11 protein-coding genes are annotated in these 16254 nt (G+C 62.5%); 8 read left to right on the forward strand and 3 right to left on the reverse strand.

Going from position 1 to position 16254, the window contains the following annotated elements; genetic code table 11:
- Positions 1–4: 4 nt before the first annotated feature.
- Positions 5–1621 (reverse strand): hypothetical protein, encoded by a 1617-nt coding sequence (locus FG13_RS06295; RefSeq protein ID WP_152598698.1) that lies wholly within the window; start codon positions 1619–1621, stop codon positions 5–7.
- A gap of 257 nt (positions 1622–1878) precedes the next feature.
- On the opposite strand from FG13_RS06295, the gene FG13_RS06305 reads away from it, so the two are divergent.
- The 3 genes from FG13_RS06305 (at position 1879) to FG13_RS06315 (ending at position 4148) form a co-directional block, all read left to right on the forward strand.
- A complete protein-coding gene (locus FG13_RS06305) occupies positions 1879–3222 on the forward strand; it encodes a sensor domain-containing protein (RefSeq protein ID WP_035819410.1) in 1344 nt (447 codons plus the stop codon).
- A 46-nt stretch (positions 3223–3268) separates the two neighbouring features.
- Complete coding sequence (locus FG13_RS06310; protein ID WP_051958646.1) at positions 3269–3637, forward strand: hypothetical protein; 369 nt, start codon at positions 3269–3271, stop codon at positions 3635–3637.
- A 67-nt stretch (positions 3638–3704) separates the two neighbouring features.
- Positions 3705–4148, forward strand: coding sequence for a DUF411 domain-containing protein (locus tag FG13_RS06315; RefSeq protein ID WP_035819413.1), 444 nt, complete (start codon positions 3705–3707; stop codon positions 4146–4148).
- 92 nt (positions 4149–4240) lie between these two features.
- Here FG13_RS06315 and FG13_RS06320 read toward each other — a convergent pair whose 3' ends face one another.
- Together FG13_RS06320 and FG13_RS06325 are read right to left on the reverse strand one after the other, a co-directional pair.
- Positions 4241–6472, reverse strand: a complete 2232-nt coding sequence (locus FG13_RS06320; RefSeq protein ID WP_035827478.1) for an NADP-dependent isocitrate dehydrogenase — start codon at positions 6470–6472, stop codon at positions 4241–4243.
- A gap of 2 nt (positions 6473–6474) precedes the next feature.
- Complete coding sequence (locus FG13_RS06325; protein WP_035819416.1) at positions 6475–6762, reverse strand: hypothetical protein; 288 nt, start codon at positions 6760–6762, stop codon at positions 6475–6477.
- A 74-nt stretch (positions 6763–6836) separates the two neighbouring features.
- Here FG13_RS06325 and FG13_RS06330 point away from each other — a divergent pair, with 74 nt between their 5' ends.
- The 5 genes from FG13_RS06330 to FG13_RS06350 all read left to right on the forward strand — a co-directional run bounded on the left by FG13_RS06330 (position 6837) and on the right by FG13_RS06350 (position 16244).
- On the forward strand, positions 6837–8990 hold the full coding sequence (locus tag FG13_RS06330; RefSeq protein ID WP_051958648.1) for a TonB-dependent receptor: 2154 nt from the start codon (positions 6837–6839) through the stop codon (positions 8988–8990).
- A gap of 520 nt (positions 8991–9510) precedes the next feature.
- Positions 9511–10821, forward strand: coding sequence for an FAD-dependent oxidoreductase (locus FG13_RS06335; RefSeq protein ID WP_051958649.1), 1311 nt, complete (start codon positions 9511–9513; stop codon positions 10819–10821).
- Entirely contained in the window at positions 10818–13835 is a 3018-nt protein-coding gene (vioB, locus tag FG13_RS06340; RefSeq protein WP_035819420.1) for an iminophenyl-pyruvate dimer synthase VioB, read from the forward strand. Before FG13_RS06335 ends, vioB begins: the two co-directional genes overlap by 4 nt.
- 1 nt (position 13836) lies before the next feature.
- The gene (locus FG13_RS06345) at positions 13837–15126 is read left to right on the forward strand and encodes an FAD-dependent oxidoreductase (protein ID WP_035819422.1); all 1290 of its coding nucleotides are present in this window, start codon (positions 13837–13839) and stop codon (positions 15124–15126) included.
- 53 nt (positions 15127–15179) lie between these two features.
- Positions 15180–16244 carry a tryptophan hydroxylase gene (locus FG13_RS06350; RefSeq protein WP_200880257.1) on the forward strand — a complete coding sequence of 355 codons (1065 nt, stop codon included), beginning with the start codon at positions 15180–15182 and terminating at the stop codon, positions 16242–16244.
- Positions 16245–16254: the final 10 nt, after the last annotated feature.

Consider the following 16254-nt stretch of genomic DNA (forward strand, 5'->3'; position numbering starts at 1 on the left):
GTTTCTAGGTGGCAGTGGCTCCGCCCTCGTCCTGCAGCATATCGGCTCGCCACGTGCTGATGGTCATGCCCGCATACGACTGCAGCAGCACGTCGTCGCTCAAGGTCAGCATCGCCTGCTGGCGCTGCTCCGCCTTTTTCTCTGGAGTCATGCCCAGCTCGTCCGTCTTGTAAGGCCCCAGCACGGGCAGCAAGTCGCGCAGCACGGAGTAGTTGCCTGGCGTGGTCTTGTCCGATTCCAGCTTGCCCAGGAAATACTTCATGACGCGCTCGGACTGGTTGCCCTCCTGCCGCAAGCTCGCCTTGACCATCTTGCCATCCTTGTACGCCACTTGCGCATCGCTGCTGGCCGTATCCTCGATCTGATGGTAGGTATAGTTCTGCGATTCCGTATTGTCCAGCAGGCGCAGCGGCACGCCGGGGACGAGCGTTTCATGGAAGCTGGCGCTCAGCTTCGATTGCTGCTGCTGCCGGATCGACCGCTCGTCCTGGCTGGCGCCGGCCTGCTCCGTCTTTTGCGACACTTCATAATTGAAGCCATCCCTTTCCGCACTGCGCATGGGATTGCTGAATTTCACGGTTTGCGACACGGAGGCGCTGAAATCGGCCAGTCCCGTCAGGATGGACTTGTCCTCGGCCGCCAGGCGCCATTTGCCCGTCGCGGGATTGTCCGTGGCCACCTGTGGCGCGGCGGCGTTGCTGTGCAAGGCAGTGAAGCTATCCTTGAGCATGGACACCAGGCCCGCGTCGCCATGGCCGCGCGACGCCGCCTGGTCGAACTGTTTCATGTAACTGTCCAGCGCCTTGGCTTGGCGCTCCTTGCTACCCAGGGTATTGAGTTGGCTGGCGTCGACCTTCAGGTCGACGCTGCCGGCCAAGCCGCTGAAGCTGACTTTGCGCTGTGCGCCATCAGCCTGGAAATCGAGGGTTTGAACACTTTCCGGCTCGCCGCGCACCTTCACTTCCGCATGCAGCTTCACCGACTCGAGCACCTGCTGGTCGAACTGCATCAAGCCTTCCAGCTTGATTTTCGGCGTACTTTGTCCCATGCCGTCGATGGCTTCCTGGAAACCTTTCGCCAGCTCGCCCAGGGCGCGCGCTTCAGCGTCGCTGAGGTCGCCGCTGGTCGTCATGTTCACGGCCAGGCCGTCGCCCTGGCTGTCGAGCGACAGCTTGACTTCGACGCCGCTCTTGGTGGTGATGCTGAGGGACACCCGGTCTTCGCCATTGCCATGCAGGCTGCCGGGCGCGATGCCGGATGCGCCATAGATATTCGGCGTGGTGCTTGGCGGCGGCTGCCGCATCGCCTGCGAGAAATTATAGTTTCCCAGCTTGGCCTGTCCCAGCATGGCCGCGCCCAGGCCGCTGAAGCGGCCGCCAAACGCGTACGACGAGAAACTCTTCGTCATCGCTTCGCTGACCTTGTCGCGCGTCGTGCTTTCCCACACCATGGGCGCTTTCACGAACGCTGCCGGCTTGCCGTCGTTCACGCTCTCCGGGCTGAGCGCGACGATGGCAGACGGCGTAGATGCGGGCGCCGGCGCCTCCGGGCGGTTCGACGTGGTGGCGGAGGCCCGTGACGGGGCGCTATTCCAGTTGGACAGTGGAGAAATGGAGGTCATGGCGCTGTCACCTTGCAAATGGAGAGAAGAGGCATCATAAAAGTTCGATATGGTTAGTTTTTTTGCAATCACCTGGCGCCAGGCAAACCTGGCGTCATGTTATCTGGCGTGATGGCAAGTACTGCATGGCAATACTGCATTAACGGCAAGAAACGACAAAGCATGAGCGTCGGGGAAATGAAACATTTTCATGCCGCCAGCCTTGACTACCCACAACAAGTTGAATCTCTGCCGGGAATGTCCATTAAAATGCCAATATGGAACACAAGATTCTGCACGCCCCGCTGGCCAGCTTTACCGACTTGTTGCTCGATGCCGTGTGCATGGTCGACGTGGAGGGGCGCTTTGTTTTCGTCAGCGCCGCCTGCGAACGCATCTTCGGCTATACGCAGCAGGAAATGATCGGCAAGCGCATGCTCGACCTGGTCGCTCCCGCCGACCGCGCGCGCACCCTGGCCGCCGCGCAAGCCATCATGGATGGCCATGCGCAGACGCACTTCGAGAACCGCTACCTGCGCAAGGATGGCAGCCTGGCGCACATCATGTGGTCCGCCCGCTGGTCCGCCGCCGACCAGCTGCGCGTGGCGGTGGCGCGCGACATCACCTTGCTGAAACAGGCGCAGGCAAAGCAGGCTGCGCTGTACGCCATCTCCGAAGCCATGCAGGCGACGCAAGACTTGCCCGCCTTGCTGCACCGCATCCAGCTCATCATCGGCGAACACTTGCCGACGCGCAGCCTGACCTTGCTGCTGCATGACGAACACGGCGTGCAAGCTCCGATGACCTCGCATGCCGACGACAGCGCGCCCCAGCCAACCTCGTCGCTGGCCAGCCTGCTGTGCGACGAAGTGCTGCGCAGCGGCCGTCCGCTGCGTCTGCAGGCGGGCCAACTGGCCGGCCTGCCGGCGGCGCTGCAAACGGCGGCCTGCGCCCTGTCCTCGTGCTGGCTGGCCGTGCCGCTGTATTCTTCCCTGGGCAGCATCGGCGCGCTGGCCCTGCAAGGGGGCCAGGACGCCGTCATCGGCTCGGCGCAAGACCAGGATCTGCTGCAATTTGTTGCCAAGCAACTTGCCACCGCCATCGAGCGGCGCCAGTTGCAGACGCAAATGCAGTTCATGGCCATGCACGACGAGCTGACCCGATTGCCGAACCGCCGTCTGTTCCACGACCGCCTGCACACGGCGTTCGCGCGCGCGCACCGCCAGGAAGGCCGGCTGTCGCTGCTGTTTCTCGACCTCGACAATTTCAAGCGGGTCAACGACGAGCACGGCCATGCCTGTGGCGACCTGCTGCTGCAAACGGTGGCGAGCCGCCTGCGCGATTGCATGCGTGAAACCGACACCCTGGCCAGGATGGGCGGCGATGAATTCGTCGTGCTTCTGGAAAGCAATGCCGCGCCGGTGGACGTCAGCCTGATCGAGCAAAAGATCCATGCGGCCCTGGCTGCGCCGCTGCACCTGGGCAACGGACAGCAATTGCAGATCGCCGTCAGCATCGGCGTGGCCCACTATCCGGAAGACGGCGATACCACGCAGCAGTTGCTGCGCCATGCGGACCGGGCCATGTACGCTTCGAAGGTGCTGGCCGCCGCCTCGCGCTAGCCCACGCCCGCCCTTGGCGACAGTCGCGCATGCTATACTTTCCGCGATGCTGAGACTCTTCAAAACATGGGTGATCCTGCTGTTGATCACGGCGGTGCCACTGCAAACGGCCGCTGCGGACTCCATGCTGGCGTGCGCGCCTTTCGCAGCCGCGCCTGCCGCCGCAGTGCCGGCCGCCTGCCAGCATCACGCCGCGGACAGCGCCAGCACGCCAGAAGACAACAAGCCCCCTGCCAAGCACCCCGCATGCGGCGCCTGCTCCAGTTTTTGCGCGGGCGCGCTGATGCCGCCCTGCCTCGCCCTGCCTGCCGTGCCCTGCACCGGCGCGCAACAAGTCGCCATCGCAACGTCCACCTTGCCGACCGGATTCATTCCCGACGGCCCGCGCCGGCCGCCGAGACCGCTTTCCGCATAGCCCCAAGCACGTCCCACACAGGCCACCGAGGTGGCCACGATAGACCTACTTCGTCTGAAAGCAGCACATGATCAAACATTTATTAGTGCGCGGCGCCTTCGCCGCCATGCTGGGCCTGCCCACGTTCGCCATGGCGGCCCTGCCCGTCATTGAAGTCTACAAGAGCGCCTCGTGCGGCTGCTGTTCCGCATGGATCAAGCACCTGGAAGCGAACGGCTTTACGGTGCGCGCGAAAAATGTCGAGATGCCGGCGCAATACCGCAAGCTGGCCGGCATTCCCGACGCGCTCGGCTCCTGCCACACGGGCCTCGTCAACGGCTACGCCATCGAGGGCCATGTACCGGCCAGCGAAATCAAGCAGTTGCTGCGCGAGAAACCCAAGGCCAAAGGCCTGGCCGTGCCGGCTATGCCGATGGGTTCGCCAGGCATGGAAGGACCGCGCAAGGATGCGTATGACGTCCTGCTGGTCAAGAACAATGGCAGCACCGAAGTCTACAAGCACTACAAATAACCCTGAGGGGAAATGAAAAACGCCGCCGGAATCGCTTCCGGCGGCGTTTTTTGTGTCAGGCAGTCAAGCACTGACTGCCTGTCAGGACTGCATCAGATGCTGTCCAGCACGGCATTCAGGCTGGCGCTAGGACGCATGACCGCTTCCGTCTTCGCCGGATCGGGCAGGTAGTAGCCGCCGATATCCGTTTCCTTGCCTTGTACTGCTTTCAGCTCGGCAACGATCTTTTCTTCGTTGTCGGCCAGGGCCTTGGCCAATGGCGCAAAATGCGCTGCCAGTTCCGCATCGTCCTTCTGCGTAGCCAGGGCTTGCGCCCAGTACATGGCCAGGTAGAAATGGCTGCCGCGGTTGTCCAGCTCGCCGGTACGTGGCGATGGCGACTTGTTGTTGTCCAGCAGCTTGCCAGTGGCTTCATCGAGGGTTTTCGCCAGGATTTTGGCCTTGGCGTTGCCCGTCTTGATGCCCATGTCTTCCAGCGACACGGCCAGGGCCAGGAACTCGCCCAGCGAATCCCAGCGCAAATGGTTTTCTTCCACCAATTGCTTGACGTGTTTCGGTGCCGAACCGCCGGCGCCCGTTTCGTACATGCCGCCGCCGGCCATCAAAGGCACGATCGACAGCATCTTGGCGGACGTACCCAGTTCCAGGATCGGGAACAGATCGGTCAGGTAATCGCGCAGGATGTTGCCGGTCACCGAGATGGTGTCCAGGCCGCGGAAGGCGCGTTCCAGGGTGTAGCGCATGGCGCGCGTTTGCGACATGATCTGGATGTCCAGGCCCTTGGTGTCGTGCTCTTTCAGGTAAACCTGTACCTTCTTGATGACTTCGTTCTCGTGCGGACGGTAGGAATCGAGCCAGAACACGGCAGGCATGCCCGAGTTGCGCGCGCGCGTGACGGCCAGCTTGACCCAGTCGCGGATCGGCGCGTCCTTGACCTGGCACATGCGCCAGATATCGCCCTCTTCCACCGTTTGCGTCAGCAGCACTTCGCCCGTTTCCAGGTCGGTGATGTTGGCGATGCCGCCTTCAGGCACTTCAAACGTCTTGTCGTGCGAACCGTATTCTTCCGCTTGCTGCGCCATCAGGCCCACGTTCGGCACGGTGCCCATGGTCTTCGGATCGAAGTTGCCATGCCATTTGCAGAAGCCAATCATTTCCTGGTAGATCCGTGCGAAAGTCGATTCCGGCATGACTGCCTTGACGTCTTTCGGACGGCCATCGGCGCCCCACATCTTGCCGCCGATACGGATCATGGCGGGCATCGACGCGTCGACGATGATGTCGTTCGGCGAATGGAAGTTGGTGATGCCCTTGGCCGAATCGACCATGGCCAGTTCCGGACGATGCGCGTGGCAGGCGTGCAGGTCTTTCAGCACTTCATCTTTTTGCGACGCCGGCAAGGTTTCGATCTTGTCGTACAGGTTGCTCATGCCATTGTTGACATTCACGCCCAGCTTGTCGAACAGGGCGGCGTGCTTGGCGAACGCGTCCTTGTAGAAGATGCGCACGCAGTGGCCGAAAACGATCGGGTGCGAGACCTTCATCATGGTCGCCTTGACGTGCAGCGAGAACATCACGCCCGTCTTGAAGGCGTCGTCGATTTCCTTCTCGTAGAACTCCAGCAGCGCTTTCTTGCTCATGAACATGCTGTCGATGATTTCGCCCGCTTGCAGGGAAACCTTTGGTTTCAGCACGATGGTCTTGCCCGAGGCCGTGACCAGTTCCATCTTGACGTCGCGCGCCTTTTCCAGGGTCAGCGATTTTTCGCCATGGTAGAAGTCGCCATGGTGCATGTGCGAGACGTGCGTTTGCGACGACTGGCTCCACTCGCCCATCGAATGCGGGTGCTTGCGTGCGTACTCTTTGACAGCCTTCGGCGCGCGGCGGTCGGAATTGCCTTCACGCAGGACCGGGTTGACGGAGCTGCCGATGCACTTGCCGTAGCGGGCCTTCAAGGCTTTTTCTTCTTCCGTCTTCGCATCTTCCGGGTAATCCGGCAGCTTGTAGCCACGGCCTTGCAATTCGCGCACGCAGGCGATCAGCTGGCCCTGGGAAGCGCTGATGTTCGGCAGCTTGATGATGTTGGTGTCCGGATTCTGGGTCAATTTGCCCAGTTCAGCCAGGGTGTTCGGGACTTTTTGCGCGTCCGTCAGGAATTCGGGAAATTCAGCCAGTACACGCGACGCCACCGAAATATCGCTGGCGACCACGTCCACGCCAGCCGGCGCGGTGAATTTTTTGATAATTGGCAGCAGGGAATACGTCGCGAGCAGCGGCGCCTCGTCAGTCAGCGTGTAGATGATTTTGGATTTTTGTGTTGCCATGTTCATTCCCTTGTATGCGGTGATGCCTGGTGGTTAACTTTCTTCATTCCAAACACAGGACGGTTAGCCTTGCTTTGGACGGCTAGTGTGCCGGCGGTGACGCCGTGCTTGCCCACCACGTATTTTAGACTGTCCTGCCGCTGTTTGTGTATCCGATGGCGACGAATCTTATATAAGACAGCAAATATCGGGATCTGAAGGCCCAGGATGGCCATTTTCCGCGCTGAAATGCCCTCCAGGCACGCGCACGGCATGGTCGTGAGCGTGGCAGCGATGACGATGTTAATCATTATAAATCGTAATGATTCTCATTTATAATATCGTGCATGCAATTCCTCCCTACTAACTTTATACGCTGCCCTTGATGCCCATTCCACATTCCCCCCTCGCCCACCCCCACCTCACCACCCGGCTGATCCTCGCCGGCCTGCTCGTTGCCAGCGTCACGCCGCAGGCGATCGCCCAGGCGGCGGCTGATGCATCCACCCCGCTCGCCACCGTGCTGGTGAATGGCCAGGCTGAAGCGGACGCCGGCGGACAGATCGCCAAAAGCGCGCGCGCCGGCATGCTCGGTGAAAAAGACTTGCTCGATACGCCCTTCAGCATCAACAGCTACACGAGCCAGCGCATGCTGGACCAGCAGGCGCTGACCCTGGCCGAGGTGCTGGGCGGCGACCCATCGACCCGCTTCACGGGCCAGATCGGCGGCGTCACGGATTCGTTTTTCATCCGCGGCTTTCCCCTCAACGAGGGCAATCTGAGCGAAGTGGCGTTTGACGGCGTGTATGGCGTGTCGCCCAATTACCACCTGTTTACGGAATACCTGCAGAGCGTCGAGGTCCTCAAGGGACCTGCCGCCCTGCTGTACGGCATGTCGCCGAATGGCGGCGTGGGCGGCGTAGTCAATGCCGTGCCGAAACGCTCCTTGCCGCGCGACCTGACGCGCCTGACTTTTGACTACGGCTCGGGCTCGCAGGCCGGCGCGGCCATCGACGTCAGCCGCCGCTTCGGCGACGAGCGGCGCTTCGGCATCCGCGTCAATGGCTTGCACCGCCAGGGCCACACGCCGCTCGATCACCAGACCTCGCGCGCGGAAGTGGCGGCCGTCGCCCTCGATTACCAGGGACAGCGGCTGCGCGCCTCGCTCGACGTGATCGAGCAATACCAGTGGATCGACGCGCCTACGCGCCCCTTCCTCGTGGCCGCGCGCCTGCCCGTGCCGCAAGCGCCCGATGGCCGGCGCAATATCGCCCAGTCCTGGGGCTGGTGGAAGTCGAACGACCTGGCCACCCTGGGCAAGCTCGAATACGATGTGAACGACAAGGTCACCGTGTTCGCCGACGTGGGCGGCACGCGCTCCGACGTCTCGCGCTATTCGGACCAGGCGCCGACCATCACCAGCGCGGCCGGCGACATGACGGTCACGCCCATGAATTGGAAATTCCGCGTGCGGCGCGCCAGCGCCGACACGGGCGTGCGCACGCGCTTGCGCACGGGCGGCATCGAGCATGCGCTGGTCGTGATGGGCAATGTCTACCGCGACGAGTTTGGCAGCGTGAGCAATTCCGGCAAGCTCATCACCTCGAATATCTACCACCCTGTCGCCGTGCCCGACCCCGGCATTCCCGCTCCGGCCCGCGTGCCGAAGCTGTCGGCGTCGACCCTCTCCAGCCTGGCCGTGGCCGATACGCTGGACATGCTGGACCAGCGCGTGCAACTGACCCTGGGCGTACGCCGCCAGCTGGTCGAATCGAAAAACTACCACGCTACCAGCGGCGCGCTCACCACGCATTACAAACAGGGCGCCCTGACGCCGCTGGCCGGCATCGTCGTCAAGCCGTTGCGCCACGTGTCGCTGTATGCGAACTATATCGAGGGCTTGAGCAAGGGTGATATCGCGCCGAACATCGCCGACAATGCAGGCCAGGTCTTCGCGCCCTACAAGAGCAAGCAGTATGAAGTGGGCACGAAGGCCGATTTCGGCGTCGTGCTGGCGACCCTGGCCGTGTTCCAGGTGAGCAAACCCAGCGGCCAGCTGTATGGCAAGGTCTACAGCATGGATAGCGAACAGCGCAACCGTGGCCTGGAACTGAACCTGTCCGGCGCCGCCAGCAAGGCCGTGCGCCTGCTGGCCGGCGTCACCCTGCTCGACGGGCGCCTGGTGAAGACCAACAACGCTGCCACCATCGGCAAGCGCCCCGTCGGCGTGCCCACGTCGATGGCCAACCTGGGCGGCGAATGGGATCTGCCGTACTGGCCGGGCCTGACGGCCACGGGCGCCGTCAGCTACACGAGCAAGCAGTTTGTCGACCAGACGAATCTGCAATCGGTGCCGTCGTGGACCAAGGTCGACCTGGGCTTGCGCTACCGCACGGCCATCGCCGGCAAGGCGACGACATTGCGCGCCGGCCTGATGAACGCGTTTGACCGTCACTACTGGGCCGGCGTGGCCTCGTATGGCACCGTCTCGCAATCGGCGCCCCGCAGCGTGCAACTGTCGGCCGCCGTGGATTTTTAACGGACTTCAGCAGCAAAGTAAAAAAAGCAGCAAAAAGAGACCTACCCACCGCCGATGGCGACAGGATCCATTGCCGGCTCTGTCGCCATCGGCAAACAGCGGAACTCTTCGCATGACTGCGGTCTAACGGACCAGGACAGTGGCGGGAGAGCCCGCACCGCTCCACATTCCAGTCCTCCCTGCCCCTGCCAGGCACACCGCCGCCGCCATCGCGCAGGCAGCGCTGCATCAACACAGGCGTCACGCCGAACGACAACTACATTGATATTTATCAAATTGACTGCCCGATGCGTGGGCTACTGTCGGTGCCATCTTTGATTTGAAACAGAAACTCTGCTGCCAAGAATCGACCATTCCAGACACAACGCCAGTTTTCGCCAGGCTCTTCATTTCCCAGCCGATAACGCTCGCGAAGTGCGGTAACACGCAGCGTCCCCCTCCCTCGCCTACACGTGCCGGGGAAACTTTTGCTAGCGATTTTGCAGCTTTTTGATTAATGCACGTTAAAAAGGAATTTCGTATGAGCACGTATTCTGATATTTGCATCGTGGGTGCCGGCATAGGAGGCCTGACTTGCGCCAATCAACTGATCGACGCGGCCGCCAGCAGGAAGCTGCGCATCCGCGTATTCGACCTGAATGCCACCGTCGGCGGCCGCATCCAGTCGCGAAAAATAAACGGCGAGGAAATTGCCGAACTCGGCGCCGCCCGCTACTCGCCGCAGCTGCATCCACATTTCCAGCAACTGATGCAGGGCAGCGGACTGCCGCATGCCGTCTACCCGTTCACCGAGGTCATCTCCCGCGATAGCGTGCTGGAAGAGCTGAAGGCAACGCTCGATGGCCTGAGCCCGATGCTGAAAGAGCATCCGAACGACTCCTTCCTCGCGTTCTTCAGCCATTACCTGGGCGCCGCCAGAGCCACCCAGATCATCAAGGCGACCGGCTATGACGCCTTGCTGCTGCCGATGGTGTCGGCGGCCATGGCCTACGACATCATCAAGAAGCACCCGGAAACGCAGCACTTTACGGAAAACGCCGCCAACCAGTGGCACTATGCCACCGACGGCTACCACGCGTTGCTGTGCCAGTTGCAGCACCAGGCGCAGGCCGCCGGGGTGGAATTCCGGCTCGAACACCGCTTGCTGTCCGTTGAAAAATCGGGCGCCGAGCATGTGCTTGCCTTCAGCCACCACGGCGACACGCATATGCACCGGACACGCCATCTGGTGATGACCGTCCCGCCGTCCGCCATGCCGCGCCTGAACCTGGATTTTCCTGCCGCCTGGAGTCCGTTCCAGTACGACTCGCTGCCCCTGTTCAAGGGATTCTTCACGTTCGACACGGCCTGGTGGGACGCGCTGGGGCTGACCGACAAGGTGCTGATGGCGGCAAATCCCCTGCGCAAGATCTACTTCAAGGGCGACAAGTACGTGCTGTTCTATACCGACAGCAAAAGCGCCACTTACTGGCGCGACAGCCTGGAGCTTGGTGAAGAGGTGTACCTGGAGCGTGTCCGCAGCCACCTGGAAGAAGTCCTGCCGCTCGATGGCCAGCCGCTGCCGCCGATCAAGGCGCACTTCCACAAGTTCTGGCCGCATGGCGTCGAGTTTTGCGTGGAGCCGGAAGCCGAGCATCCGGCCGTGCTGCTGCACCGCGACGGCATCATCTCCTGCTCGGATGCCTATACCGCGCATTGCGGCTGGATGGAAGGCAGCCTGATCAGCGCCCAGCAAGCCAGCGGCCTGTTGCTGCAGCGGCTGGATCAACTCGACGACGTCGTCGCCGCCGCCAACGATACCTTCATCACTTCCTCGACCGAGCGCGCATGAGCTTACTTGACTTTCCCCGCCTGCATTTTCGGGGTTTTGCCCGCGCCAATGTACCGACGGGGAATCGCAATACGCACGGCAACATCGATATCGCCACGAATGCGGTATCGATGGCGGGCGAAGCTGTCGACCTGAGCCGGCCACCGGCCGAATTCCATGCGCACCTGAAACAGCTTGCCCCCCGCTTCAACGCACAGGGCAAGCCCGATCCGGACGGTATCTTCAGCCTGGCGGCAGGCTACAATTTTTGCGGGAACAATCATTTCTCGTGGGAAAACGCGCGGATCACGGGTGTCCAGCTGCGCCATGGCGAGGTCGATACGCAGGACCCGCTGGTGGGCGCCAAGCTGGGCCTGTGGGGCCACTACAACGAGTACTTGCGCACGACGTTCAACCGTGCCAGGTGGATCGACAACAACCCGGCCCAGCCCGACACCACGCTGATCTACGCCGGCCAGTTCACCTTGAGCGACAAGCTGGCCACGCCCAACACGCCCACCTTGTTCACGGCCGACATCGCACAGGCGCACTCGGTGCGCTGGCTGGGCAGCGGCCATGTCACGGAACGCAGCGGGCATTTCCTGGACGAGGAATTCGGGCGCGCCAGGCTGTTCCAGTTTTCCGTGGCCAAGCAGGACCCGCATTTCCTGTTCAATGCGGACCTGCCGCTGCCGGCCAGCATGCATGCCTTGCAGCAAGCCCTGGCCGACGACGAGGTGCTGGGCCTGACGGTGCAGTACTCCCTGTTCAATATGTCGACGCCGCTAAAACCCGACTCGCCCGTGTTCTACGACCTGGCCGGCAGCATCGGCCTGTGGCGGCGCGGCGAGCTGGCCACCTATCCGGCCGGCCGCCTGCTGCAGCCGCGCCAGGCCAGCCTGGGGCCGGTGCTGGTGCAAGTGCATGCGGACCGCGTCGCGTTCAACATGCCGACCGCCATTCCGTTCACCACGCGCGACGCGGCCGCCGTCTCGGAACAGCATCCCACGCATGCGCTGGGCGGCAAGCAGGCGCTCGGCGACCTGCTGCTGCAGGATGGCGCCGGCACCTTGCTGGCGCGGATACCCGAGCCGCTGTACCGCGACCACTGGCGCCATCACGGCGTCTTCGACGTGCCGCTGCTGCACGCTGGCGCCTCGGGTGCGCTCAGCCTGGGCAGCGCGCAGGCGCAGTGGGACGAAGCCGACTGGGTGCTGCAATCAGACAGCAACCAGTTGTACCTGGAGGCGCCAAACCGCAAAAAGCACGAGCAATTTCCGCTGACGATCACCGTGCAAAGCCGCTTCCGCGGCGAGCTGGCGGCACCCCCGTCCCTGGCGGAAGCGGAAGACGGCGCGCTGCTGGCCGTGCAGCAGCAACCGTCGCCGCTCGGGCATGGCTACACGGCGCTGATCCTGACGGGGCGCCGGCCGGGCGCGACCCGCGTCGTGCTGGGCACAGGCAACGCCAAACAATACCTCGGCGTGCGCGTGCTGCCCGACGACTGGGATCTCGACGACGTGCCGGCCGAACAGGTCGACTACGCCTTCCTCTACCGGCATGTGATGAGCTACTACGAGCTCGTGTATCCCTTCATGTCCGACAAGGTCTTCAGCCTGGCGGACCAGTGCAAGTGCGAAACGTATTCGCGCCTGATGTGGCAGATGTGCGATCCGCAGAACCGCGAAAAAAGCTACTACATGCCCAGCACCCGCGAACTGTCGCTGCCAAAATCGCGCCTGTTCCTGAAATACCTGACCCAGGTCGAGGCGGCAGCCGCGGCCAAGGCGGCGGTGCCGGAAGCGGCGGTGCCGCCTGTCATCGGCAGCAAGACCGAACTGATCGAGGAGCTGAAAAAGGCCATCGACCTGGAACTGTCGCTGATGCTGCAATACCTGTATGCCGCGTATTCCATTCCCAATTATGCGCAGGGGGAGGCGCTGGTGCAGGCCGGCCGCTGGCTGCCGGCCGAGCTGGAGCTGGCCTGCGGCGCCGAAGACCGGCGCCGCAACAGCGGCACGCGCGGCGCCCTGCTGGAAATTGCGCATGAAGAAATGATTCACTACTTATTAGTGAACAATGTGCTGATGGCGCTGGGCGAGCCGTTTTACAGCGGCACGCCGCTGCTGGGCCAGCAGGCGCGCCAGCGTTTCGGCCTGGATACGGAATTTGCGTTCGAGCCATTTTCCGAACACGTGCTGGCCCGCTTCGTGCGCTTCGAATGGCCCGACTACCTTCCCACGCCGGGCAAATCGATTGCCACCTTCTATATCGCGATCCGCCAGGCCCTGGCCGGGCTGCCCGGCCTGTTCGAGAGCGGCGGCGGCAAGCGCGGTGGCGAACACCATTTGTTCCTGAAAGAACTGACCAACCGCGCCTATCCCGGCTACCAGCTGGAAGTGTCCGACCGCGACAGCGCCTTGTTCGCCATCGATTTCGTCACGGAACAGGGCGAAGGCGTGGCCGTCGATTCGCCGCATTTCGCCTCGTCGCACTTCCAGCGGCTGCGCACCGTCGCCGGCAAATTTTCAGCCTGCGACAAGCCGTTCGAGCCGGCCGTGCCGGCGCTGAAGAATCCCGTGCTGGAAGCGCGCGCGGACTGCACCGTGGTGACCGACCACAAGGCGCGCGCGCTGATGCAGCTGTATCAGGGCTGCTACGAACTGACCTTCCTGATGATGGCGCACCATTTCGCGCAGCAGCCGCTGGGCAGCCTGCGCCGATCGCGCCTGATGAACGCCTCCATCGACATCATGACCGGCCTGTTGCGTCCCCTGTCGGCCGCCCTGATGAACATGCCGTCCGGCGTGCCCGGCCGCCATGCGGGGCCGCCCGTGCCAGCGCCCGTCAGCAGCCGGGTCAGCAGCGACTACAGCCTGGGCTGCGACATGCTGGCGCAGAAATGCCTGGCGCTGGCGCAGTACGCGCGCAGCCTTGAGAGCGATGCCATCGGCATGGCGCCGATAGAAATGTTGGAATTTTTTAATCAGCAACTTACCGATTTATCTCGGGGAAAGATGTCAAGAGAGGCTTGAAATGCATAAAATCATTATCGTCGGCGGAGGCCTGGCAGGTAGCCTCAGCGCCATTTATCTGGCGCAACGGGGACACGATGTCCACGTTGTCGAAAAACGCGGCGATCCGCTGCTGGAAAACGCGGCAAACGCCGACCCGGTCAACTCGCGCGCCATCGGCGTGAGCATGACGGTGCGCGGCATCAAGGCCGTCCTGGGAGCGGGCATCAGCAAGCAGGAACTCGACCAGTGCGGTGAACCCATCGTCGGCATGGCCTTCAGCGTGGGCGGCCGGCACCGGATACGCGAACTGACTCCGCTCGAAGGCCTGTTCCCCCTGTCGCTGGACCGCACCGCCTTCCAGCGCCTGCTGAACCGGCATGCCGCCAAGCACGAGGTGAAATATTACTTTGAGCATAAATGCCTGGATGTCGACCTGGAAAGAAAGATCGTGCTGATCCAGGGCCCGGACGGCGTCTTGCAGCAACTGCATGGCGACCTGGTCATTGGCGCCGACGGCGCCCACTCGGCCGTGCGGCGCGCCATGCAAAGCGGCATGCGCCGTTTCGAGTTCCGGCAAAGTTACTTCCGCCACGGCTACAAGACGCTGGTGTTGCCGAACGCGGCGGATCTGGGTTTCAGGAAGGATTTGCTGTACTTCTTCGGCATGGATTCCAAGGGCCTGTTTGCCGGCCGCGCGGCCACCATCCCGGACGGCAGCATCAGCTTTGCCCTGTGCCTGCCCTACACCGGCACGCCCAGCCTGGGCACGCTCAACCGCGAAGCCATGGCCGACTTCTTCAGCCGCTACTTCGGCACCCTGCCGCCGGAGCGCCGCAAGGAGATGCTGGACCAGTTCATGGCGCTGCCCAGCAACGACCTCATCAATGTCCGCTCCAGCACCTTCCACTACAAGGCCAATATCCTGCTGATCGGCGATGCGGCGCATGCCACCGCCCCCTTCCTCGGGCAAGGCATGAACATGGCGCTGGAAGACGTCCACGTCTTCGTTTCCCTGCTGGAAAAGCACGGCAACGCCCTGGGCCCTGCCCTGTCCGAGTTCACGCAGCAGCGCAAGGTGCAGGCGGACGCCATGCAGGACATGGCGATCGCCAACTATGAAGCGCTGAGCAATCCGAATCTGATTTTCTTCCTGCAGACGCGCTACACGCGCTACATGCACAAGAAATTCCCCCGTGTTTATCCGCCAGACATGGCGGAGAAACTGTACTTCACATCGGTTCCTTACGATGAATTGCAGCAAATCCAGAAGAAACAAAACGTTTGGTACAAACTTGGAAGGGTAAATTAATGAACATTCTCGTCATCGGCGCAGGCCCAGCAGGACTGCTTTTCGCCAGTCAAATGAAACAGGCCCAGCCCGGCTGGAATATCAGCATTACGGAAAAAAACACCCCGGAAGAAGTGCTGGGCTGGGGTGTCGTGCTGCCGGGACGCCCGCCGCGCCATCCCGCCAACCCGCTGTCCTACCTGGAGCAGCCGGAGCGGCTCAATCCGCAGTTCCTGGAAGAATTCAAGCTCGTGCATCACGACCAGCCCAACCTGATGAGCACCGGCGTGACCCTGTGCGGCGTCGGACGCCAGGCCCTGGTGCAGGCCCTGCGCGCCAAGTGCGTGGCGGCCGGCATCACGATCAGTTACGAAACGCCGCCAGCGGACAAGGCGCAGCTGGAAGCCGAGTACGACCTGGTGGTGGTCTCGAATGGCGTCAATTACAAATCGCTGGACTTGCCGCCGGCGCTGGCGCCGCACATCGATTTCGGCCGCAACAAATACATCTGGTACGGCACCACCCAGCTGTTCGACCAGATGAACCTGGTGTTCCGCAGCAATGAGCACGGCATTTTCATCGGCCATGCCTATAAATACTCGGACACGATGAGCACCTTTATCGTCGAGTGCAGCGAAGAAACGTACGCCAGGGCCGGGCTGGAAGCGCTGTCCGAGCGCGATGCCGCCGCGTACATCGCCAACACGTTCAAAGCCGAACTCGGCGAGCACGGGCTGCAGAGCCAACCGGGCCAGGGCTGGCGCAACTTCATGACCCTCAGCCACGACCATGCCTGCGAGGGCAAGTTCGTCCTGCTCGGCGATGCGTTGCAATCGGGGCATTTCTCCATCGGCCACGGTACCACCATGGCCGTGGTGGCCGCCCTGCTGCTGGTCAAAATCCTCAATACCGAAGCCGGCACGGCCGCCGCCCTGGACAGTTTCAATGCCCGCGCCGTGCCCCTGGTGCAACTGTTCAAGGAGCACGCCAACAGCAGCCGCCTGTGGTTTGAAAGCGTGGGCGAGCGCATCGAACTGAGCAATGAAGAGCTGACTGCCAGCTTCGACGCCCGCCGCAAGGACTTGCCGTCGCTGCAGGAAGCGCTGATGGCCAGCCTTGGCTACGCGCTGGGCCGCTAAGGGAGACACC

Origin of the sequence: Janthinobacterium sp. RA13, assembly GCF_000745325.1 — a bacterium.
GTDB lineage: Bacteria > Pseudomonadota > Gammaproteobacteria > Burkholderiales > Burkholderiaceae_D > Janthinobacterium > Janthinobacterium rivuli.

What these genes read in the sequence shown, in the direction of transcription:
- FG13_RS06350 (WP_200880257.1), top strand. Translation starts at nt 15,180, where the DNA reads ATGAAACAGGCCCAGCCCGGCTGGAATATCAGCATTACGGAAAAAAAC.
- FG13_RS06315 (WP_035819413.1), top strand. Translation starts at nt 3,705, where the DNA reads ATGATCAAACATTTATTAGTGCGCGGCGCCTTCGCCGCCATGCTGGGC.
- FG13_RS06330 (WP_051958648.1), top strand. Translation starts at nt 6,837, where the DNA reads ATGCCCATTCCACATTCCCCCCTCGCCCACCCCCACCTCACCACCCGG.
- FG13_RS06310 (WP_051958646.1), top strand. Translation starts at nt 3,269, where the DNA reads ATGCTGAGACTCTTCAAAACATGGGTGATCCTGCTGTTGATCACGGCG.
- FG13_RS06335 (WP_051958649.1), top strand. Translation starts at nt 9,511, where the DNA reads ATGAGCACGTATTCTGATATTTGCATCGTGGGTGCCGGCATAGGAGGC.
- FG13_RS06305 (WP_035819410.1), top strand. Translation starts at nt 1,879, where the DNA reads ATGGAACACAAGATTCTGCACGCCCCGCTGGCCAGCTTTACCGACTTG.
- FG13_RS06345 (WP_035819422.1), top strand. Translation starts at nt 13,837, where the DNA reads ATGCATAAAATCATTATCGTCGGCGGAGGCCTGGCAGGTAGCCTCAGC.
- FG13_RS06295 (WP_152598698.1), bottom strand. Translation starts at nt 1,621, where the DNA reads ATGACCTCCATTTCTCCACTGTCCAACTGGAATAGCGCCCCGTCACGG.
- vioB (WP_035819420.1), top strand. Translation starts at nt 10,818, where the DNA reads ATGAGCTTACTTGACTTTCCCCGCCTGCATTTTCGGGGTTTTGCCCGC.
- FG13_RS06325 (WP_035819416.1), bottom strand. Translation starts at nt 6,762, where the DNA reads ATGATTAACATCGTCATCGCTGCCACGCTCACGACCATGCCGTGCGCG.
- FG13_RS06320 (WP_035827478.1), bottom strand. Translation starts at nt 6,472, where the DNA reads ATGGCAACACAAAAATCCAAAATCATCTACACGCTGACTGACGAGGCG.